Here is a 17,575-nt window from a genome sequence, read left to right as displayed (position 1 = left end):
TGTTGAAGGGGTTATACATCCTGTAACATTTGAACTTATAGGAAAGGCTAGAGAGCTTGCCGCAGTTGTTAATTTCCCAGTGTATTGTGTATTCATTGGTCATGATATAAAGGAAAAAGCACAAGAATTGCTTAACTATGGAGTAGATGAGGTTTTTGTATATGATTATGAAGAGTTAAAGGATTTTAGAATAGAACCTTATACTGCTGCATTTGAAGATTTTGTAAATAAGGTTAAGCCATCATCTTTACTTGTTGGTGCTACAACTATTGGAAGATCACTTGCTCCTAGAGTTGCAGCAAGATTTAGAACAGGACTTACTGCTGATTGTACAATACTTAAAATGAAAGAAAATACAGACCTTGTACAAATAAGACCTGCTTTTGGCGGTAATATTATGGCTCAAATTATATGCCCTAATAATAGACCACAGATGTCGACAGTAAGATATAAAGTTATGAATGCCCCTGAAAAACTATGCGAGGCAAAAGGTAAAATTACTATTTGTGAATTAGATAGAGCAAAACTTAAATCAAATATTGAAGTATTAAAAGTTACAAAAAAAGAAGTTGAAGAAAATATTTCAGATGCAGAGGTAATTATTGCAGTTGGTAGGGCCTTGAAATCAGAGAAAGACATGACTATGATTCAAGAACTTGCAGATCTTCTTGATGCTCAAATAGCTGGTACAAGACCAACGATTGAAGCAGGTTGGATAGATGCTAAAAAACAAATTGGTCTTTCTGGTAGAACAGTTAAACCAAAATTAATAATAGCTCTTGGAATTTCTGGTGCAGTTCAGTTTACTGCAGGCATGAATAGTTCAGAGCGAATATTTGCAGTAAATAAAGATGCAAATGCTTCTATATTTAATGTAGCTCATTATGGAATAGTAGGAGATATTTATGAAATAGTTCCTCAATTAATTGAAAATATTAAAAACTCTGGAGCAGAGTTCTGCGTACGTTAACTTCTAAGAACTGTTTAAAGTGATAAACAAGTTAGAGGATATGTTGAATAAGTTAGAGGATATGTTAAATAAGTAATCGAGGAGGTAATTTTATGATCTACAAAAAACTTGATGATAAGGATATAGAGTTTTTAGTATCTGTACTAGATAAAGATAGGGTATTTACAGGCGAGGCAATAAATGATGATTTCAGCCATGATGAAATGGGTGGAATAAGCAAAATGCCAGACGTATTAGTTGAAGTTCTTTCAACTGATGAAGTATCAAAGATTATGAAATATGCATATGAAAACATGATTCCTGTGGTAGCAAGAGGATCAGGAACAGGACTTGTTGGAGCGTCAGTTCCAATTTACGGCGGAATTATGATAAACATGTCTAAAATGAATAATATACTTGAAATTGATGAAGAGAATTTAACATTAACTCTTGAACCCGGTGTGCTTTTAATGGAGATAAGTAAATATGTTGAAGAGTTTGATTTATTTTATCCACCAGATCCAGGCGAAAAGTCTGCTACAATTGCCGGTAATATAAACACAAATGCAGGTGGAATGAGAGCTGTTAAATACGGAGTTACAAGGGATTATATAAGAGGCCTTGAAGTAGTACTTCCAAGTGGAGAAATACTTCATGTTGGAGGAAAAGTAGTTAAAAATTCTACTGGTTATAGCATAAAAGACTTAATATGCGGATCTGAGGGAACACTTGGAATAGTTACAAAAATAATATTAAAACTTATACCACTACCTAAAAAAGCTGTATCGCTATTAATACCTTTCCCAAATCTTGACATGGCAATAGGAACGGTTCCACTTATAGTTAAATCAAAATCAGCGCCAACTGCTATAGAATTTATGCAAAGAGAAGTTATTATTGCTGCAGAAGAATTCCTTGGGAAGAAATTCCCTGATAATTCATCAGATGCATATTTATTATTAACTTTTGATGGTAATAGTATAGAAGAAATAGAAAGAGCTTATGAAAGCGTAGCTAACATCTGCATTGAACAAGGTGCACTTGATGTATTTATAACTGATACAGATGAGAGAAAAGAAGCTGTTTGGTCTGCAAGGGGAGCTTTTCTTGAAGCTGTTAAAGCAACGACAACTGATATGGATGAATGTGATGTTGTTGTTCCAAGAAATAAAGTTGCAGAATTCATTAAGTATACAAATGAGCTTCAAAAAGAATTTGATGTAAGAATAAGAAGTTTTGGTCATGCAGGTGATGGTAATTTACATGTGTATGTATTAAAAGATGCGCTAACAGATAAAGCATGGGAAAAGAAGATTGAAGTAGTATTTGAAGCAATGTATAGCAAATCAAGAGAGCTCAAAGGATTAGTATCTGGAGAACATGGAATTGGGTTTGCGAAAAAAGCATATATGCTAGAACAATTTGGTCCTGTATATGTAGAACTTATGAAAAATATAAAATTAGCATTTGATCCTAAGAACATATTAAATCCAGGAAAAGTCTGTCAATAAATCAAATATAATCGCCAATGTCTATCATAGATGTTGGTGATATATAATGCTCCTATGTAGACGATTTCAAACTTGTAACTAATATTACTAAGTAAAGGAGATAATAAAAGATGAATAATTACTTATTATTTTTCATAGCACTTATTCCTATCGTATGGCTTATGGTCTCACTCGGTGTATTAAAAATGCCAGGACATAAAACCTGTTCAATTACACTTGTAATTACAATAATACTTGCAATTCTAGTTTGGAAAATGCCAGTTAGTCAAGCGCTTACGGCAACGCTTGAGGGTGCAGCCATGGCGATATGGCCAATAATTGTTGTAATAATTGCAGCAGTGTTTACCTATAACCTTTCTATTCATACAAAAAGTATGGACGTAATAAAGGACATGATGACCGGGATAACAACTGATAGAAGAATTCTTGTTTTAATTGTTGCTTGGGGTTTTGGTGGATTTCTTGAAGCAATTGCGGGTTTTGGTACAGCAGTTGCAATACCTGCAAGTATTTTAGCCGCACTTGGCTTTGATCCTATATTTGCAGCAATAATATGTCTTATAGCGAATACAACACCAACAGCCTTTGGTGCAATTGGGTTACCTGTAACAACTCTCGCAAAGGTTGCAGCAATTAATCCAGTTACACTAAGTTACGCAGTTGGAATTCAACTATTTGTATTAATTGTAATTTTACCATTAGTTTTAGTAATGCTCACAGGTAAAAGTATAAAGGCTATAAAGGGAGTTGTGTTAATTTGTATTGCTTCAGGGCTTGCTTTTGCAATACCAGAACTTCTAATTGCAAAATATATTGGAGCAGAACTTCCAGCACTAATTGGTTCTATAGTTTGTATTATTGTAACAGTTACAATAGCTAAAGTATTTTATAAAAAGACTGCAGCTAAAGAAAAAGTTAATGTATCTCTAAAACAGGGGATAATAGCTTGGATACCTTTTATTTTAATACTAACTTTTATATTAATAACGAGTTCTCTAGTTCCAGCAATCAATAAACCATTATCAGTTATACAAACTTCTCTCCAGATATATACTGGTCCGCATGCTAAAATAAGTACCTTTGTATGGATTGCTAACCCAGGGACACTTATAATTCTTGCAACATTTATAGGGGGACTTATTCAGGGAGCTAAGGTTAAAGAGATTGTAAAAGTATTTACTGATACTTGTAAACAAATGAGTAAAACAGCGATTACAATAGTTGCTATAGTTTCTCTTGCAAAAGTAATGAGTCATAGTGGAATGATAACATCTATTGCTGTGGTGCTTGTTGCAGCAACAGGTAGCTTTTATCCATTATTTGCTCCAATTATAGGTGCACTCGGTACTTTTGTAACTGGTAGTGATACATCTGCAAATGTATTATTTGGTCCGCTTCAAGTTGAAGTTGCAAAAAATCTTCATATGAGTCCTTATTGGTTAGCAGCTGCTAATACTGGTGGTGCAACCGCTGGTAAAATGATTTCACCTCAAAGTATTGCAGTTGCCACAGCAGCTACTGGACTTGTAGGAGCTGAGGGTAAGATATTAAAGGCAACATTAAAATTCTGCCTTGGATATGTAGTAATCTTAGGATTAATTACGTACTTTGGAGCAAAATTTTTCACAATTTAGGGGGGTAATATTAATGACCAAAATAAAAATACCATATTCAAAACAGTTTTTGGAAATTGAAATACCAGATAAAAATTTGGCAGCAATATTAGAATCAAAAGCTCATGATTATAAAGTAGAAAACACTCAGGATGAGATAGTAAACAAGGCACTTGATAATCCTATCGGGAGTGCAAAATTAGAAGAGTTAGTTAAGAATAAGAAAAACTTAGTATTAATAACTAGTGATCACACAAGACCTGTACCAAGTAAAGTGACACTGCCAATACTATTACGTAGAATTAGAAAGGTAAACCCTAAAATTGATATAACGATATTAATTGCTACTGGTTTCCATAGGCCAACTACAAGAGAGGAAATGGTAAATAAGTTTGGTCAGGAAATTGTAGATAATGAAGTAATAATAAATCATGTATCAGAGGATTATAATACTATGGTAAAAGTTGGAATGTTACCATCAGGTGGAGAACTATTGCTTAATAAGATAGCGATGGAAGCTGAACTTTTAATTTCAGAGGGTTTTATAGAGCCACATTTCTTTGCAGGATTTTCTGGAGGAAGGAAAAGTGTTCTCCCTGGAGTGGCATCAGCGAAGACTGTTATGGCAAACCATTGCTCTGAATTTATAGCAAGCGAATACGCTAGGTCTGGAGTTATTGAAAATAACCCAATTCATAGAGATATGTTATATGCTGCAAAGCAAGCTAAACTTGCCTTTATACTAAATGTTGTTATCGACAGTGAGAAGAATGTTATAAACGCATTTGCAGGAGATAGTGAACTTGCCCACATTGAAGGTTGTAAATTTGTAATGGAACTTGCATCTGTGAAAGCTGTTAAAGCAGATATTGCTATATCAACTAATGGAGGTTATCCGCTAGACCAAAATATATATCAGTCTGTAAAAGGTATGACAGCAGCTGAAGCAACTTGCAAGGAAAATGGAGTTATAATTATGGTGTCTGCTTGTAATGATGGACATGGTGGTCAGTCATTCTATGATAATATTGCAAATGCAAGCAGCCCAAGAGAGGTTCTTGATAGGGTAATTAAAATAGGCAGAAATGACACTGCACCAGATCAATGGGAATTTCAAATTCTTGCACGTATACTTGATAAGTTTACTGTAATTCTTGTTACAGATATGTGTGACCCTGAAATGATAAAGAAAATGCATATGCAACATGCATTTACCTTTGAAGAGGCACTTGAAAGAGCATTTAAAATAAAGGGAAATGATGCAACAATATCAGTAATACCTGATGGAGTTTCAGTAATAGTAAGATAATACAAAAAATTATTAGTTAAAAATAAAGTGAAGGAGAGGGAAACCTCTCCTTCACTTTATTTAATTGTTGAGGTAATATATTTTGGATAATAGAAGAGGGTACCTCATAATTAAATTGTAATTTTTGGTTTTCTATATTATGATTGTATATTTACAGTGGCATGTTTTATTACTTATTACGCTATATTGTTATTTAAAATAAAATAACAATATAGAACAAAATATGCCACTTGGTGGCATGAATATTGCTCCAATTAATATTAAGGATGGTGGATTATAATGAAAGATATATCAGAGCTAATAAATAAAGAAGACAAGAAAAATCCTTTAACTGATGAAGAAATTTCTAAAATATTAGGAATAACTAGAGCTGATGTAATTAAGTCAAGAAATTCATTGAAAATAGGTGATTCAAGAGATAGAAGAAAAGACATAATGGAAGCCGAGATGAAAAGTATTATAAGTAAGGTTCCTTATATATCAGAAAGAGAGATGACAAGACAGCTTAATGAAGCTGGATTTAAGATATCTCGGAATATAGTATCTAAATACATCAAGATTATGCAGGACCAAGTCTTATTCTATAAGCGAGAGAATGAAAAAAATAATACCTTAGTAACCACTGAAGAAAATGAAGGGAGTAATACTCAGATTAATTATGCATTTGACGAATTAATAGGATTTGATGGAAGCTTAAAGTCAAAAGTTGAATTATCGAGAGCAGCTATACTTTATCCACCAAATGGTTTGCATACTTTAATATATGGGCAGACAGGAGTAGGTAAAAGTCAATTAGCAGAATGCATGTATAAGTTTGCTATAGAATCAGGTGTTAAAGAAAAAGAATCTCCTTTCATAGTTTTTAATTGTGCAGATTATGCTGAAAATCCACAATTACTTCTTGCTCAATTATTTGGTTATGCAAAGGGCGCTTATACAGGAGCACAGACAAGTAAAGAAGGCATTGTAGAGATGGCTGATAATGGAATATTGTTCCTGGATGAGATACATAGATTGCCTCCTGAAGGTCAGGAAATGCTATTTTATCTTATAGATAAAGGCAAGTTTAGAAGACTTGGTGAAAACCATAGTGATAGAACTGTAAAAATAATGATTATTACAGCCACTACAGAAGATCCAGAATCATCTCTCTTAATTACTTTTAGAAGAAGAATACCAATGCTTATTGAATTACCACCACTTAAAGATAGACCTTTTTATGAAAGGTATGAAATAATAAATCAGTTTTTATCAAAGGAAGCATTTAGAATTGATAGAACCATCATTGCAAATACTGATGTAGTGAGAGCTTTGATGTTATATGATTGCCCTGGTAATATTGGTCAACTTAGAAGCGATATACAAGTAGCTTGCGCAAGAAGTTTTTTAGCATCTATAGTTAGTAAAAAAACAGATGTAACTATCAAAATTTCACATTTACCTAATCATGTAAGTACAGGCCTCTTCAAGATAAATAAGAGAGAGCCAGAAATAGATCAATTCGTTAATGTTGAGGTGATAGCAAGTCCCAATAATATTACTAACACAGTTGTAAAGGATGATAAATTCATACTTCCAGATAATATATACCAGTTTATAGAAGAAAGATTTATTGAACTCGAAAAAGAGGGATTAACAAAAGACCAAATAAATAAAGTAGTTGGTAAACAGGTAGAAATTGAGTTAATGAACTTTGTTAAAAATGTTGATACCAAAGATTCAATATCTAAAAAAGAGATTCAAGGGATCGTTGGTGAAAAAATAACAAAAACAGTTGAAAAAGCAATAGAGCTAGCAAAGGAATATTTTCATGATATTGAAGAAAACCTTTATTATTCTTTAGCCATTCATATAAGTGCAACTTATTCTAGAATAATAAGCGGTAAAAAAATAATAAATCCTCAACTAGAAAATATATTAACTGAATATGTTAAGGAATATGAAGTAGCAAAACTCATGGCAGACATAATAAACCAGGATTTAGGTGTAGTTTTACCAGTTGATGAAATTGGATTTATTGCTATGTATTTAAGAACATTTTCCGGAAAAAATGAAATAAGAAAAGGAAGAGTGGGTGTAATAATAATAACCCATGGTCATGTTGCAATGGGGATGGCAGAGGTTGCAAACAGACTTTTAGGGGTAGATCATGCTGTAGGAATAGAGATGTCCCTGGATGAGAGTCCGCAATCTGCTCTTGAAAAGACAATTGAAGTTGTAAAAAGTGTTGATGAAGGAAAAGGTTGCATTATATTAGTTGATATGGGATCACTTATAACCTTTGGCGAAATAATTACTAAACAGACTGGAATAATTACAATGGCAGTAGGACGAGTGGATACCGTCATGGTACTCGAAGCATTAAGAAGAGCTCTTGTTGAAGGTACAAATTTAAAGGAAATAGTAGAAGCTGTCGACGGTGACAAGCATTACGTTGGTAGAATTGAAGGAATCAAGGAGATTAGTAAATTGCCAAAGGCAATAATTACACTTTGTATAACTGGAGAGGGTACTGCTCTGAATATTAAAAAATATATTGAGGATATAATTCCAAAAGTTAAGGAAAAAGCCGATATAATTCCTGTTGGAATTATAAAACAAGATGATATAGAAGAAGAAATAAAAAAGCTAGGAGAAAGGAATAATATAATAGCTATTGTAGGTACAATAAATCCAAATGTAGCAGATATAACATTCATCTCATTTGAAGAGCTTATAAAAGGGCCCGGAATAAATAGTATAAAGAGTATGTTAGGAATTAGTCTCAAAGTTCACAATGGCCTAGAGAAAATTATCAATGAAGACTTGATATTATGTGACTTAGACGCAACATCAAAAAATGAAGTTATAGATACCTTAGTAAACATGTTACAAAACAAAGGATATGTTGATGAACAATTTATGCTAAGTGTATATAAGAGAGAAACAATGGGGGCAACACTTTTGCATAATGAAGTAGGCATACCGCATGGGTATCCTGAATATGTTAAAAAATCAACAATAGCTATTGCAAAGCTTACAGAACCTATTGAATGGGAAAATGGCATAAAGACAGATTTAATAGTATTGATTGCTATAAAAGAAGATAAAAAAAATGATTTAGTTCATTTATTTAAAGTATTTGCTAATGAAAAAATTAGAGAGTTCATAAGAGGTGCGGTGACTAGTAAAGAAATATTAAATATTATATTAACAGATACAAATTAAGCCGAGAAATTGGCATGGTAAATGCTATAGAATAGTGTATAACATAAAAGGGGAATGTTGTGTAAGGTAACACCCTTTTATACGATGTATTTAATTGATATGAATAAAATAATATGAAAGAGGTGTAGTTATGAATAAAAAGAAAATCGTTTTAGTTGCATGTGGAGCTGGTATCGCTACTTCTACAGTAGTATGTGAAAAAGTTGAAAGATTAATAAAGGAAAATGGAATTAATGCTCAGGTCATACAATGTAAGATAGGAGAAGTTGCATCAAGGGAGAACGAAGCAGATTTGATTATATCCACTACAATATTACCAAAGAAATATTCTATACCCGCAATTAAAGCAGTTGGATATATAAGTGGCATTGGTATGGATAAATTAGATAAAGAAATAGTTGCAATTCTTAAGGAAGAATAAATGGTATGATATATAGCTGGTAATATATTTGCTAGCTATGTAAACGATATAATTATAGATACTTAATTTAAAAGATTATTTAAAATATAATTTAAGGGGGATATTGGTAATGTCAATATTAGGAGTTGTTCAATATATTCTTTCGCTGGGACCAACAGTTATGTTACCTTTATCAATTACAATAATTGGTATGTGTTTTGGCCAAGGTTTTAAGAAAGCATTTAAATCAGGTATCACAATAGGTATTGGTTTTGTTGGAATAAATTTGGTTTTAGGATTACTTATAAATACTTTAGGACCTGCTGCACAAGCAATGGTAGACAGACTTGGGTTAAGCTTAACTGTAATAGATGGTGGGTGGCCATCAGCAGCAGCAGCAACTTGGGGATCTCCGGTTGCAGCAATGATTATACCACTTGCAATAGTAGTTAATCTTATTATGATAGTTACCAAAACTACAAAAACAATGAACATTGATCTTTGGAATTTTTGGCATTTTGGAGCAGCAGCAGCAACAATGTTTATAGTAACTAATGGAAATTGGGGGCTTGCAATAGCAGCTGCTATATTTTACGAGATTGTGGTTCTTAAGGTAGCAGATTGGACAGCTCCAATGGTACAAGATTTCTATGGGTTAGAGGGAATAGCATTTCCTACTGGTTCTACTGCATCATTTGCACCAATAGGAATTTTACTCGCAAAAGGTATTGGCAAAATTCCTATAATTAAAGACTTACATGCTGATGCAGAGAGCATTCAAAAAAGGTTTGGTATCTTTGGAGAACCCATGATGATGGGAGTAATAATCGGATGTGCATTAGGAATACTTGCAGGTTACGATATTGGTAAAATACTTCAAATTGGTATGTCAATGGGTGGGGTTATGGTACTTCTTCCACGTATGGTTAAGATAATAATGGAAGGTTTAATACCGGTTTCAGAATCAGTTAGAGATTTTCTGCAGAAAAGATTCGCTGGTAGAGAACTTCATATAGGACTCGATGCTGCACTTGCAGTTGGACATCCTGCATTACTTTCTACAGCTTTAATCTTAGTACCTATCACTATTTTACTTGCATTAATTATACCTGGAAATAAAGTTTTACCATTTGGTGACCTTGCAACTATACCTTTCCTTTTAGCATTTGTAGTTGGGGCAACAAAGGGAAACATAGTACATTCAGTTATAGCGGGTACAATATTAATGGCGTTATCGTTACTTATGGCTACAGACTTTGCACCAACTTATACTACAATGTTACAACAGGCACAGTTTGCAATTCCAAAAGGAGTGGCTCAAATGTCAAACCTTGATACAGGTGGTAATCTATTCAATTGGTTGATATTAAAACTTGGTCAGTTAATTGCTCATGTTATGTAACAAATGAACATACATTAAGGTATTTAATTTTGTAAACATATTATATTCAAATAAAGCACAATTTTATGAAAAGATTAATTCATAAAGTTCTGCTTTATTTTATTTTTAATTAAAATGATGAAGGAATTGAGAATAAGTTAGCGCTATTATTTACTCCATAAATATTAATCTTTTAAAACAAATCTAACCAGACAATTGGCATGTGAAATGCTTAGATATATATATGGAATAATAAAGTAAACGGTTTAATTCTACAGGATTTAATTAAAACATTTATTCCAAGGTAAAACAAATTAAGCCGGGTAATTGGCACAATATATGCTTTGAATAATAATAAAGACAGGGAGGTTATTTCATGGATGTTGTAGATTTTGTTAACAATGGTGTTATTTTAACAAATTTAGATGCTAAAAGCAAAGAAGATGTTTTTAAAGCTCTACATGAAGAACTTTATAAAAAAGAAAATGTAAAAGAAAGTTTTTATGGGGGATTAGTTAAGAGAGAGAACGAGTTTCCAACAGGATTAGCATTAAGCAATTATAATGTAGCTATTCCTCATACAGACGCAGAGCATGTAATTAATTCGTGTATAGCAGTTGCAACTTTAAAGAACCCAGTCGTATTTCAATGTATGGAGGACGAGAGTAAATCAATAGAGGTAAGTGTGGTATTTATGCTAGCAATGGGAGATGCACATAGCCATATTGAAATGCTACAAAAATTAGTATCACTAATACAAAATGACTCATTTTTAGAAAATGTAATAAATGCAAAAGATAAAAATGAAATTATCCAATATATAATCCAAAATGAAAAGTTATATACAGCATAAAATAACAAGGCGTATTAACTAATCGCGATGAACAAGTTAAAAATTAACTCACTTATAATATATAGACGAAAGAGGGATATAAAATGAAGTTTTTTATAGATACAGCAAACGTAGATGATATTAAAGAAGCAAATGAATTAGGCGTAATAGCGGGGGTTACAACAAACCCATCATTAATAGCAAGAGAAGGTAGAGACTTTATAGAAGTTATAAAGGAAATTTCAAGCATTGTTGATGGGCCCATAAGCGCAGAAGTTATAAGCCTTGAACATAAGGGCATGATTGAAGAAGCGAGAAAGTTATCTAAAATCCATAAAAATATAATAGTGAAAATACCAATGACAGCTGAGGGATTAAAATCAGTAAAAGTATTATCAAATGAGGGAATAAAAACAAATGTAACTTTAATATTCTCATCTACACAAGCGTTACTAGCAGCTAGAGCGGGTGCAAGTTATGTTAGTCCATTTGTGGGAAGATTAGATGATATTGGTATCAATGGAATGAGCTTAATAGGAGAAATAGTACAAATATTTAGAAACTATGACATAAAATCAGAAATAATAGTTGCTAGTGTACGTAATCCAATTCATGTTATAGAAGCTGCAAAATTAGGTGCAGATATTGCAACAGTACCACTTAAAGTAATACTTCAGATGATAAAACATCCACTAACAGATAAGGGAATTGAAACTTTTATGAGTGATTGGGAAAAATCAAAAATAAAATTATAATTTTTAAAAATATAATTAATCATTGAAACTGAAATTTTAGTTATATAAGGTAATAATTAAATAAAAAAGTTGATATCTAGATTTAAAATTAAATTTATTAATATTTTAATAGGAGGTAATATTATGAAAATTATAACAATTATTGGAGCTGGACAAATGGCATGCGCTCTTTCTTTTCCTGCAACTGAAAACGGTAACAAGGTACGAGTAGTTGGTACTCCACTAGATAGGGATATCATTGATCTAGCAAAAACTACAGGTTTTCATTCCACATTAAAACGTCAATTACCTAAAACAGGAATTGAATATTATCAAATTGAAGATGTAAACAAAGCACTAGTTGGAGTCGATGTTGTTATATGTGGAGTTAGTAGTTTTGGAGTTGACTGGTTTGCAGACAACATATTGCCTATCATACCTGAAAATATTCCTCTACTTTCAATAACAAAAGGAATGATTGATAAAGAGGACGGCAGCATGATTACTTATCCGCAATACTTTGAAAGCAAGCTAATTTCGAATAAGAAACTTTCTATTAATGCTATAGGTGGTCCATGTACTAGTTATGAACTAGCTGACAAAGATCATTCAGTTGTTGCATTTTGTGGACATGACATAGATATTCTTAGAATGCTTAAGAGTTTGTTTGAATCTCCATACTATCATATAAGCCTATCTACAGATGTTGTAGGTGTTGAATGTGCAGTTGCACTTAAGAATGCTTATGCACTGGGTGTATCACTAGCTATTGGACTCGCTATTGGACCTGATGGTTCTGGACACGAGCATTATAATTCGCAGGCTGGGCTTTTTGGACAAAGCATAAAGGAAATGAAACATCTTCTTGAGATAGTTGGTGGTGGAGAAGAAAATATTATATTATCTGGTGGTGACCTTTATGTAACTGTATTCGGTGGACGTACTCGTAAAGTCGGAACTTTACTTGGGCAAGGATTTTCAATTGAAGAATCCATCAAACAATTAAAAGGAGTAACCCTAGAATCAATAGTCATTGCTACTCGTACTGCACGCGGCGTACGTAAGCTAGCAGCTAGAGGGGTTGTTAAACTTAGTGATTTCCCACTACTAATGCATGTTGATAACATTATAAATGCTGGTGCTGCAGCAGTTGACATACCATGGAAGGCTTTTGAAACAGAAAAAATATAATGAAATAGTATCTGTAATACCAGGTGGAGTTTCAGTTGTGGTATGGTAACATTACAGTATATTAGGTGCAAATAAAGTGAAGGAGAGGAAAAGCTCTCCTTCACTTTATTTGCGTATTTTAATGAGTGCGGGGACATGGATTATTATGGGCTTAATTAATAGTAAAAATAAATTAAGGCTAAAATAATATATTTTTAAAACTTAATGATTTGGAAACAAAATATTATCAAATAAAGTGGAAAAAAGTATATATAAATTATATAATGAAAGTATAAGTTTAGAATAGTCTGTCAATAATAAGATAATGGATGTTAAAAAATAGATGGAAAGATTTATTGAGGAAATTACTCTAGTCTTTAAAGAACTGAAAAAGAGTAGGAATATTGAACACTGTTCTTAAATGGAACATATGATTCTAAAAAAAGTGTAACGATATGGAACAGTTGTAATATTGCAAATAAATATATTATGAAAAATAGGAAGTAATGCCTCGTAAATCACGGATTTGTTTCATACACTTGTATTGGCACAATAAATGCTACATATAATGTAAGAAAATAAATATAGAAGTACTGACGGTAAAATCGCTAGGATTGGGGGGGATAGATATGAAGGTTGTTCCAGTTGAAGAAGCGATAGGTTTGGTATTATGCCATGACTTAACAAAAATTGTTCCTGGAGAATTTCACGGAGTTGCATTTAAAAAAGGACATATAATATTAGAAGAAGATATACCCAAGATGTTGGATATGGGGAAGAAAAACATATATGTTTGGGAGATGAAGGAAGGAATACTTCATGAAAATGAAGCTGGAGAAAGAATGGCAAGAGTAGTAGCAGGTGAGAGAATTATTTTCACTGAGCCCACCGAAGGTAAAGTTAATTTGTCAGCTGAATGTAAAGGCTTACTTAAAGTGAATTTTAATGCATTAGAAAAAATCAATATGATAGATGAGGCAATGGTTGCAACTATGCATACTGATATTGTTGTGGATAAAGGAACTGTCGTTGCAGCAACAAGGATTATACCTCTTTTTATAGATGAAGCTAAAATTCAACAAATCGATAACATTTGTAAAGAAGAAGGACCTATTGTTTGGGTGGCTTCATTAAAAGCTATGAAGGTGGGGATTATTACCACTGGTAGCGAGGTTTATAGTGGTAGAATAACAGATAAATTTGGACCTGTTATTAGAAAAAAAATAGACGAAGTAGGAAGTAAAGTAATAAAGCAAATCATAGTTTCCGATAGCGAGGATATGATTGTAGATGCAATAAATGAATTACTTTCAATGGGAGCTGAAATGATTGTTGTTACTGGAGGTATGTCAGTAGATCCTGATGATGTTACGCCTGCGGGAATAAAAAAAGCTGGAGCAAAGATTATATCATATGGAGCACCTGTACTTCCAGGTGCCATGTTTCTAATGGCATATATGGGTAATGTTCCTGTCCTTGGACTTCCAGGATGTGTAATGTATAACAAAAGAACTGTTTTTGATCTTATGCTTCCGAAGATTGTAGCTGGTGAAAGGATAAAAAGAGAGGATATTACAAAACTGGGCCATGGTGGATTATGCACTAATTGCAGTGTGTGTAATTTTCCAACCTGTGGTTTTGGAAAATGGTAATAAAGAATTATAATTTTATTAATTAAGATTATGCCTTTTAAATTAGGACGAGGGGGAATTAAAATGTTGAAAAAAGTATTAATAATTAATAATGTTAGAAGAACTGTCATAGTGAATCCAGAAACATCACTTGCTGATGTTTTAAGAAAACAATTGTTTCTTACAGGTACAAAAGTAGGTTGTGGGAAAGGTGAGTGTGGTGCCTGTAATATAATAATGGATGGGAAGGTTGTAAGATCATGCATAGTTAGAATGAAGAGAGTAGCGGATGAAGCTGAAATTACAACAGTTGAAGGAATAGGATCTCAAGATAACTTGCATGATATTCAATATGCATGGATGATACATGGTGCAGCACAGTGTGGATTTTGTACTCCAGGATTTATTGTAAGTGCAAAAGCACTTTTAGATGAAAATAATAATCCTACGAGAGATCAAGTGAGAGATTGGTTTCAAAAACATAGAAACGTATGTAGATGTACTGGTTATCAGCCGCTCGTAGATGCAGTAATGGAAGCTGCAAAACTTATGCGTGGTGAGGTTACAAGAGAACAATTGTGGCTTAAGCTTCCTAAAGGTGCTAGTTTGGTAGGCACTGATGCTGTAAGACCTTCTGCTTGTGCAAAGGTAACAGGTACTTGGGAATTTGGAGCGGACCTTGGGTTAACTCTTCCAGAGGATACTCTTCATATTAAGCTAGTTCAGGCTACCGTTTCTCATGCAAATATTCTATCTATCGATACTACAGAAGCTGAAAAAATGCCTGGAGTTTATAGAGTTTTAACTTACAAGGATGTACAGGGAACAAATAGAATTAACGGTTTAGCTTTTCCTTCGAATAAAGGAGATGGACTTGAAAGGCCTATTTTAAATGATAAGAAAATTTTCCAATTTGGTGATGCAATTGCAATGGTACTTGCAGATACACCTACCCACGCTGAAGATGCAGCTAAGAAGGTTGTTGTTGAGATTGAAGAATTACCAGCATATATGAGTGCACCAGCTGCTATGGCAGAAGATGCCATTGAAATACACCCAGGAACACCTAATATATATTTTGAAACAAAAATTGTTAAAGGAGAAGAAACTGCACCGCTTATGGAAAGTTTACCTTATGTTGTTGAAGATGATTTATACGTCGGAAGGCAGCCTCATCTTCCAATAGAGCCAGACGTAGGTTTTGCTTATTTCGATGAAGAAGGTAAGCTAATAATTCATTCAAAGAGCATTGCATTACATTTCCATGCACTTATGATTGCTGAGGGTATTGGACTTCCACTAGATAAGGTTATAATTGCACAAAATCCAACGGGTGGAACTTTTGGTTATAAATTCAGTCCAACAATTGAAGCTTTACTTGCTGTTGCGGCAATGGATACAGGAAAACCTGTATATCTCGAATTTAATATGTATCAACAAATTACGTATACCGGAAAGAGATCACCATTCTGGATGCATCTAAAATTGGGCGCAGATAAATATGGTAAGATGCAAGCACTAGAAACAGATTGGTCTTGTGATCACGGTCCATATTGCGAATTTGGTGACCTTGTTACAACTAGAGGATCTCAATTCATGGGTGCTGGTTACAAGATAGACAATATTCGTGGAACAGGACGAACTGTTGCTACAAATCATGGATGGGGTGCAGCTTTCAGAGGTTTTGGTTCACCACAAAGTTTATTTGCATCAGAGCAAATGGTAGATGAGTTATCAATAAAGATGGATATAGATCCACTTGAACTTAGATACAATAATGCACTAAGAGAAGGAGAGGTAACTCCAAACGGTTGTAAACTTGATGTTTATGTTATTCCACAATTGCTAGATAAAATTCGTCCATTTTATGTTAAAGCAAAGGAAAATGATAAAGAAAAGAATAAAATAAGCGAAGATAAGAAATATGGCTCTGCAATATCACTTCTTATGTATAGCTGTGGGCTTGATGGAGCAGATTCTTCGGAAGCATGGGTAGAGATAACTAAAAATGGAGTAACTGTTGCTAACTCATGGGAAGATCATGGTCAAGGTGCAGATATGGGTACACTTACGATGGCACATGAAACATTAAGAAAAGCTGGTTATGAACCAGAGAATATTAAGCTTTTACTTAACGATATGAACTTTACTCCAAACAGTGGTCCTGCAGGTGGGAGTCGTTCAAATGTTCTTACGGGAAATGCTACAAGAGTTGCTTGTGAAAACTTACTTGATGGACTTAAAAAAGCTGATGGAACATATAGAACTTATGATGAACAGATTGCAGAGGGAAAATCAACAAGATATGATGGGAAATGGACCGCACCATGTACAGCTTGTGATAATGAAACAGGTCAAGGTGACCCATTCCCAGTTTATATGTATGGAGTATTACTCGCAGAAGTAGCAGTAGATTTAACTACTGGAAAAACTCATGTTGATAAGTTAACAATCGTTTCAGATGTAGGAACCATTATAAATAAACTTGTTGTTGATGGTCAGATACTGGGAGGACTTGTTCAAGGTATTGGTCTTGCATTATATGAGGATTTTGAAGATCTTAAAAAGCATACTACATTGACTGGTTGTGGAATTCCTCAAATTAAAGATGTAACAGATGACATAACATTACTATATCTTGAGACTCCAAGACCACTTGGACCTTATGGAGCAGCTGGTGCGGGTGAAATGCCGTTGTCATCTCCTCATTCAGCAATCATAAGTGCGATATATAATGCTTGTGGAGTTAGAATAACACACCTTCCAGCTTATCCAGAAAAAGTCCTTGCTGGAATTAAAAAATTAAATAAATAATTATTATTTATTATTGGAACCTAA

Annotated in this window: 12 protein-coding genes; all 12 read left to right on the top strand. The window is 33.4% G+C overall.

Translation table 11 applies throughout. The annotated features are described in order from the left end of the window. On the top strand, window positions 1–970 hold a 970-nt coding region (locus LGK95_RS17640; protein ID WP_226126229.1), incomplete at its 5' end, for an electron transfer flavoprotein subunit alpha/FixB family protein. Window positions 971–1,062: 92 nt separating this feature from the next. Further along, window positions 1,063–2,460: an FAD-binding oxidoreductase gene (locus tag LGK95_RS17635; protein WP_226126228.1), complete on the top strand. Its 1,398-nt coding sequence runs from the start codon at window positions 1,063–1,065 to the stop codon at window positions 2,458–2,460. A gap of 110 nt (window positions 2,461–2,570) precedes the next feature. Further along, window positions 2,571–4,094 carry an L-lactate permease gene (locus tag LGK95_RS17630; RefSeq protein ID WP_226126227.1) on the top strand — a complete coding sequence of 508 codons (1,524 nt, stop codon included), beginning with the start codon at window positions 2,571–2,573 and terminating at the stop codon, window positions 4,092–4,094. Between the two features lie 13 nt (window positions 4,095–4,107). Beyond that, window positions 4,108–5,382, top strand: a complete 1,275-nt coding sequence (larA, locus tag LGK95_RS17625) for a nickel-dependent lactate racemase (protein WP_226126226.1) — start codon at window positions 4,108–4,110, stop codon at window positions 5,380–5,382. A 279-nt stretch (window positions 5,383–5,661) separates the two neighbouring features. After that, window positions 5,662–8,589, top strand: coding sequence for a sigma 54-interacting transcriptional regulator (locus LGK95_RS17620; RefSeq protein ID WP_226126225.1), 2,928 nt, complete (start codon window positions 5,662–5,664; stop codon window positions 8,587–8,589). 130 nt (window positions 8,590–8,719) lie between these two features. Then, entirely contained in the window at window positions 8,720–9,010 is a 291-nt protein-coding gene (locus LGK95_RS17615) for a PTS sugar transporter subunit IIB (protein ID WP_226126224.1), read from the top strand. Between the two features lie 109 nt (window positions 9,011–9,119). Then, window positions 9,120–10,391, top strand: a complete 1,272-nt coding sequence (locus LGK95_RS17610) for a PTS galactitol transporter subunit IIC (protein WP_226126223.1) — start codon at window positions 9,120–9,122, stop codon at window positions 10,389–10,391. Window positions 10,392–10,746: 355 nt separating this feature from the next. Beyond that, the gene (locus LGK95_RS17605; protein ID WP_226126222.1) at window positions 10,747–11,223 is read left to right on the top strand and encodes a PTS sugar transporter subunit IIA; all 477 of its coding nucleotides are present in this window, start codon (window positions 10,747–10,749) and stop codon (window positions 11,221–11,223) included. Between the two features lie 83 nt (window positions 11,224–11,306). Then, window positions 11,307–11,957 carry a fructose-6-phosphate aldolase gene (fsa, locus tag LGK95_RS17600; protein WP_226126221.1) on the top strand — a complete coding sequence of 217 codons (651 nt, stop codon included), beginning with the start codon at window positions 11,307–11,309 and terminating at the stop codon, window positions 11,955–11,957. 123 nt (window positions 11,958–12,080) lie between these two features. Next, window positions 12,081–13,127 carry a glycerol-3-phosphate dehydrogenase gene (locus LGK95_RS17595; protein WP_226126220.1) on the top strand — a complete coding sequence of 349 codons (1,047 nt, stop codon included), beginning with the start codon at window positions 12,081–12,083 and terminating at the stop codon, window positions 13,125–13,127. Window positions 13,128–13,735: 608 nt separating this feature from the next. Further along, a complete protein-coding gene (locus LGK95_RS17590) occupies window positions 13,736–14,758 on the top strand; it encodes a molybdopterin-binding protein (RefSeq protein WP_226126219.1) in 1,023 nt (340 codons plus the stop codon). A 63-nt stretch (window positions 14,759–14,821) separates the two neighbouring features. Continuing rightward, window positions 14,822–17,551, top strand: coding sequence for a molybdopterin-dependent aldehyde oxidoreductase (locus LGK95_RS17585; RefSeq protein WP_226126218.1), 2,730 nt, complete (start codon window positions 14,822–14,824; stop codon window positions 17,549–17,551). Window positions 17,552–17,575 lie beyond the last annotated feature (24 nt).

Origin of the sequence: Clostridium algoriphilum, from assembly GCF_020443705.1 — a bacterium.
Lineage (GTDB): Bacteria > Bacillota > Clostridia > Clostridiales > Clostridiaceae > Clostridium_AD > Clostridium_AD algoriphilum.
Note: the sequence above shows the minus strand (reverse complement) of the source record. Positions and strands in the feature narration are given on the sequence as shown.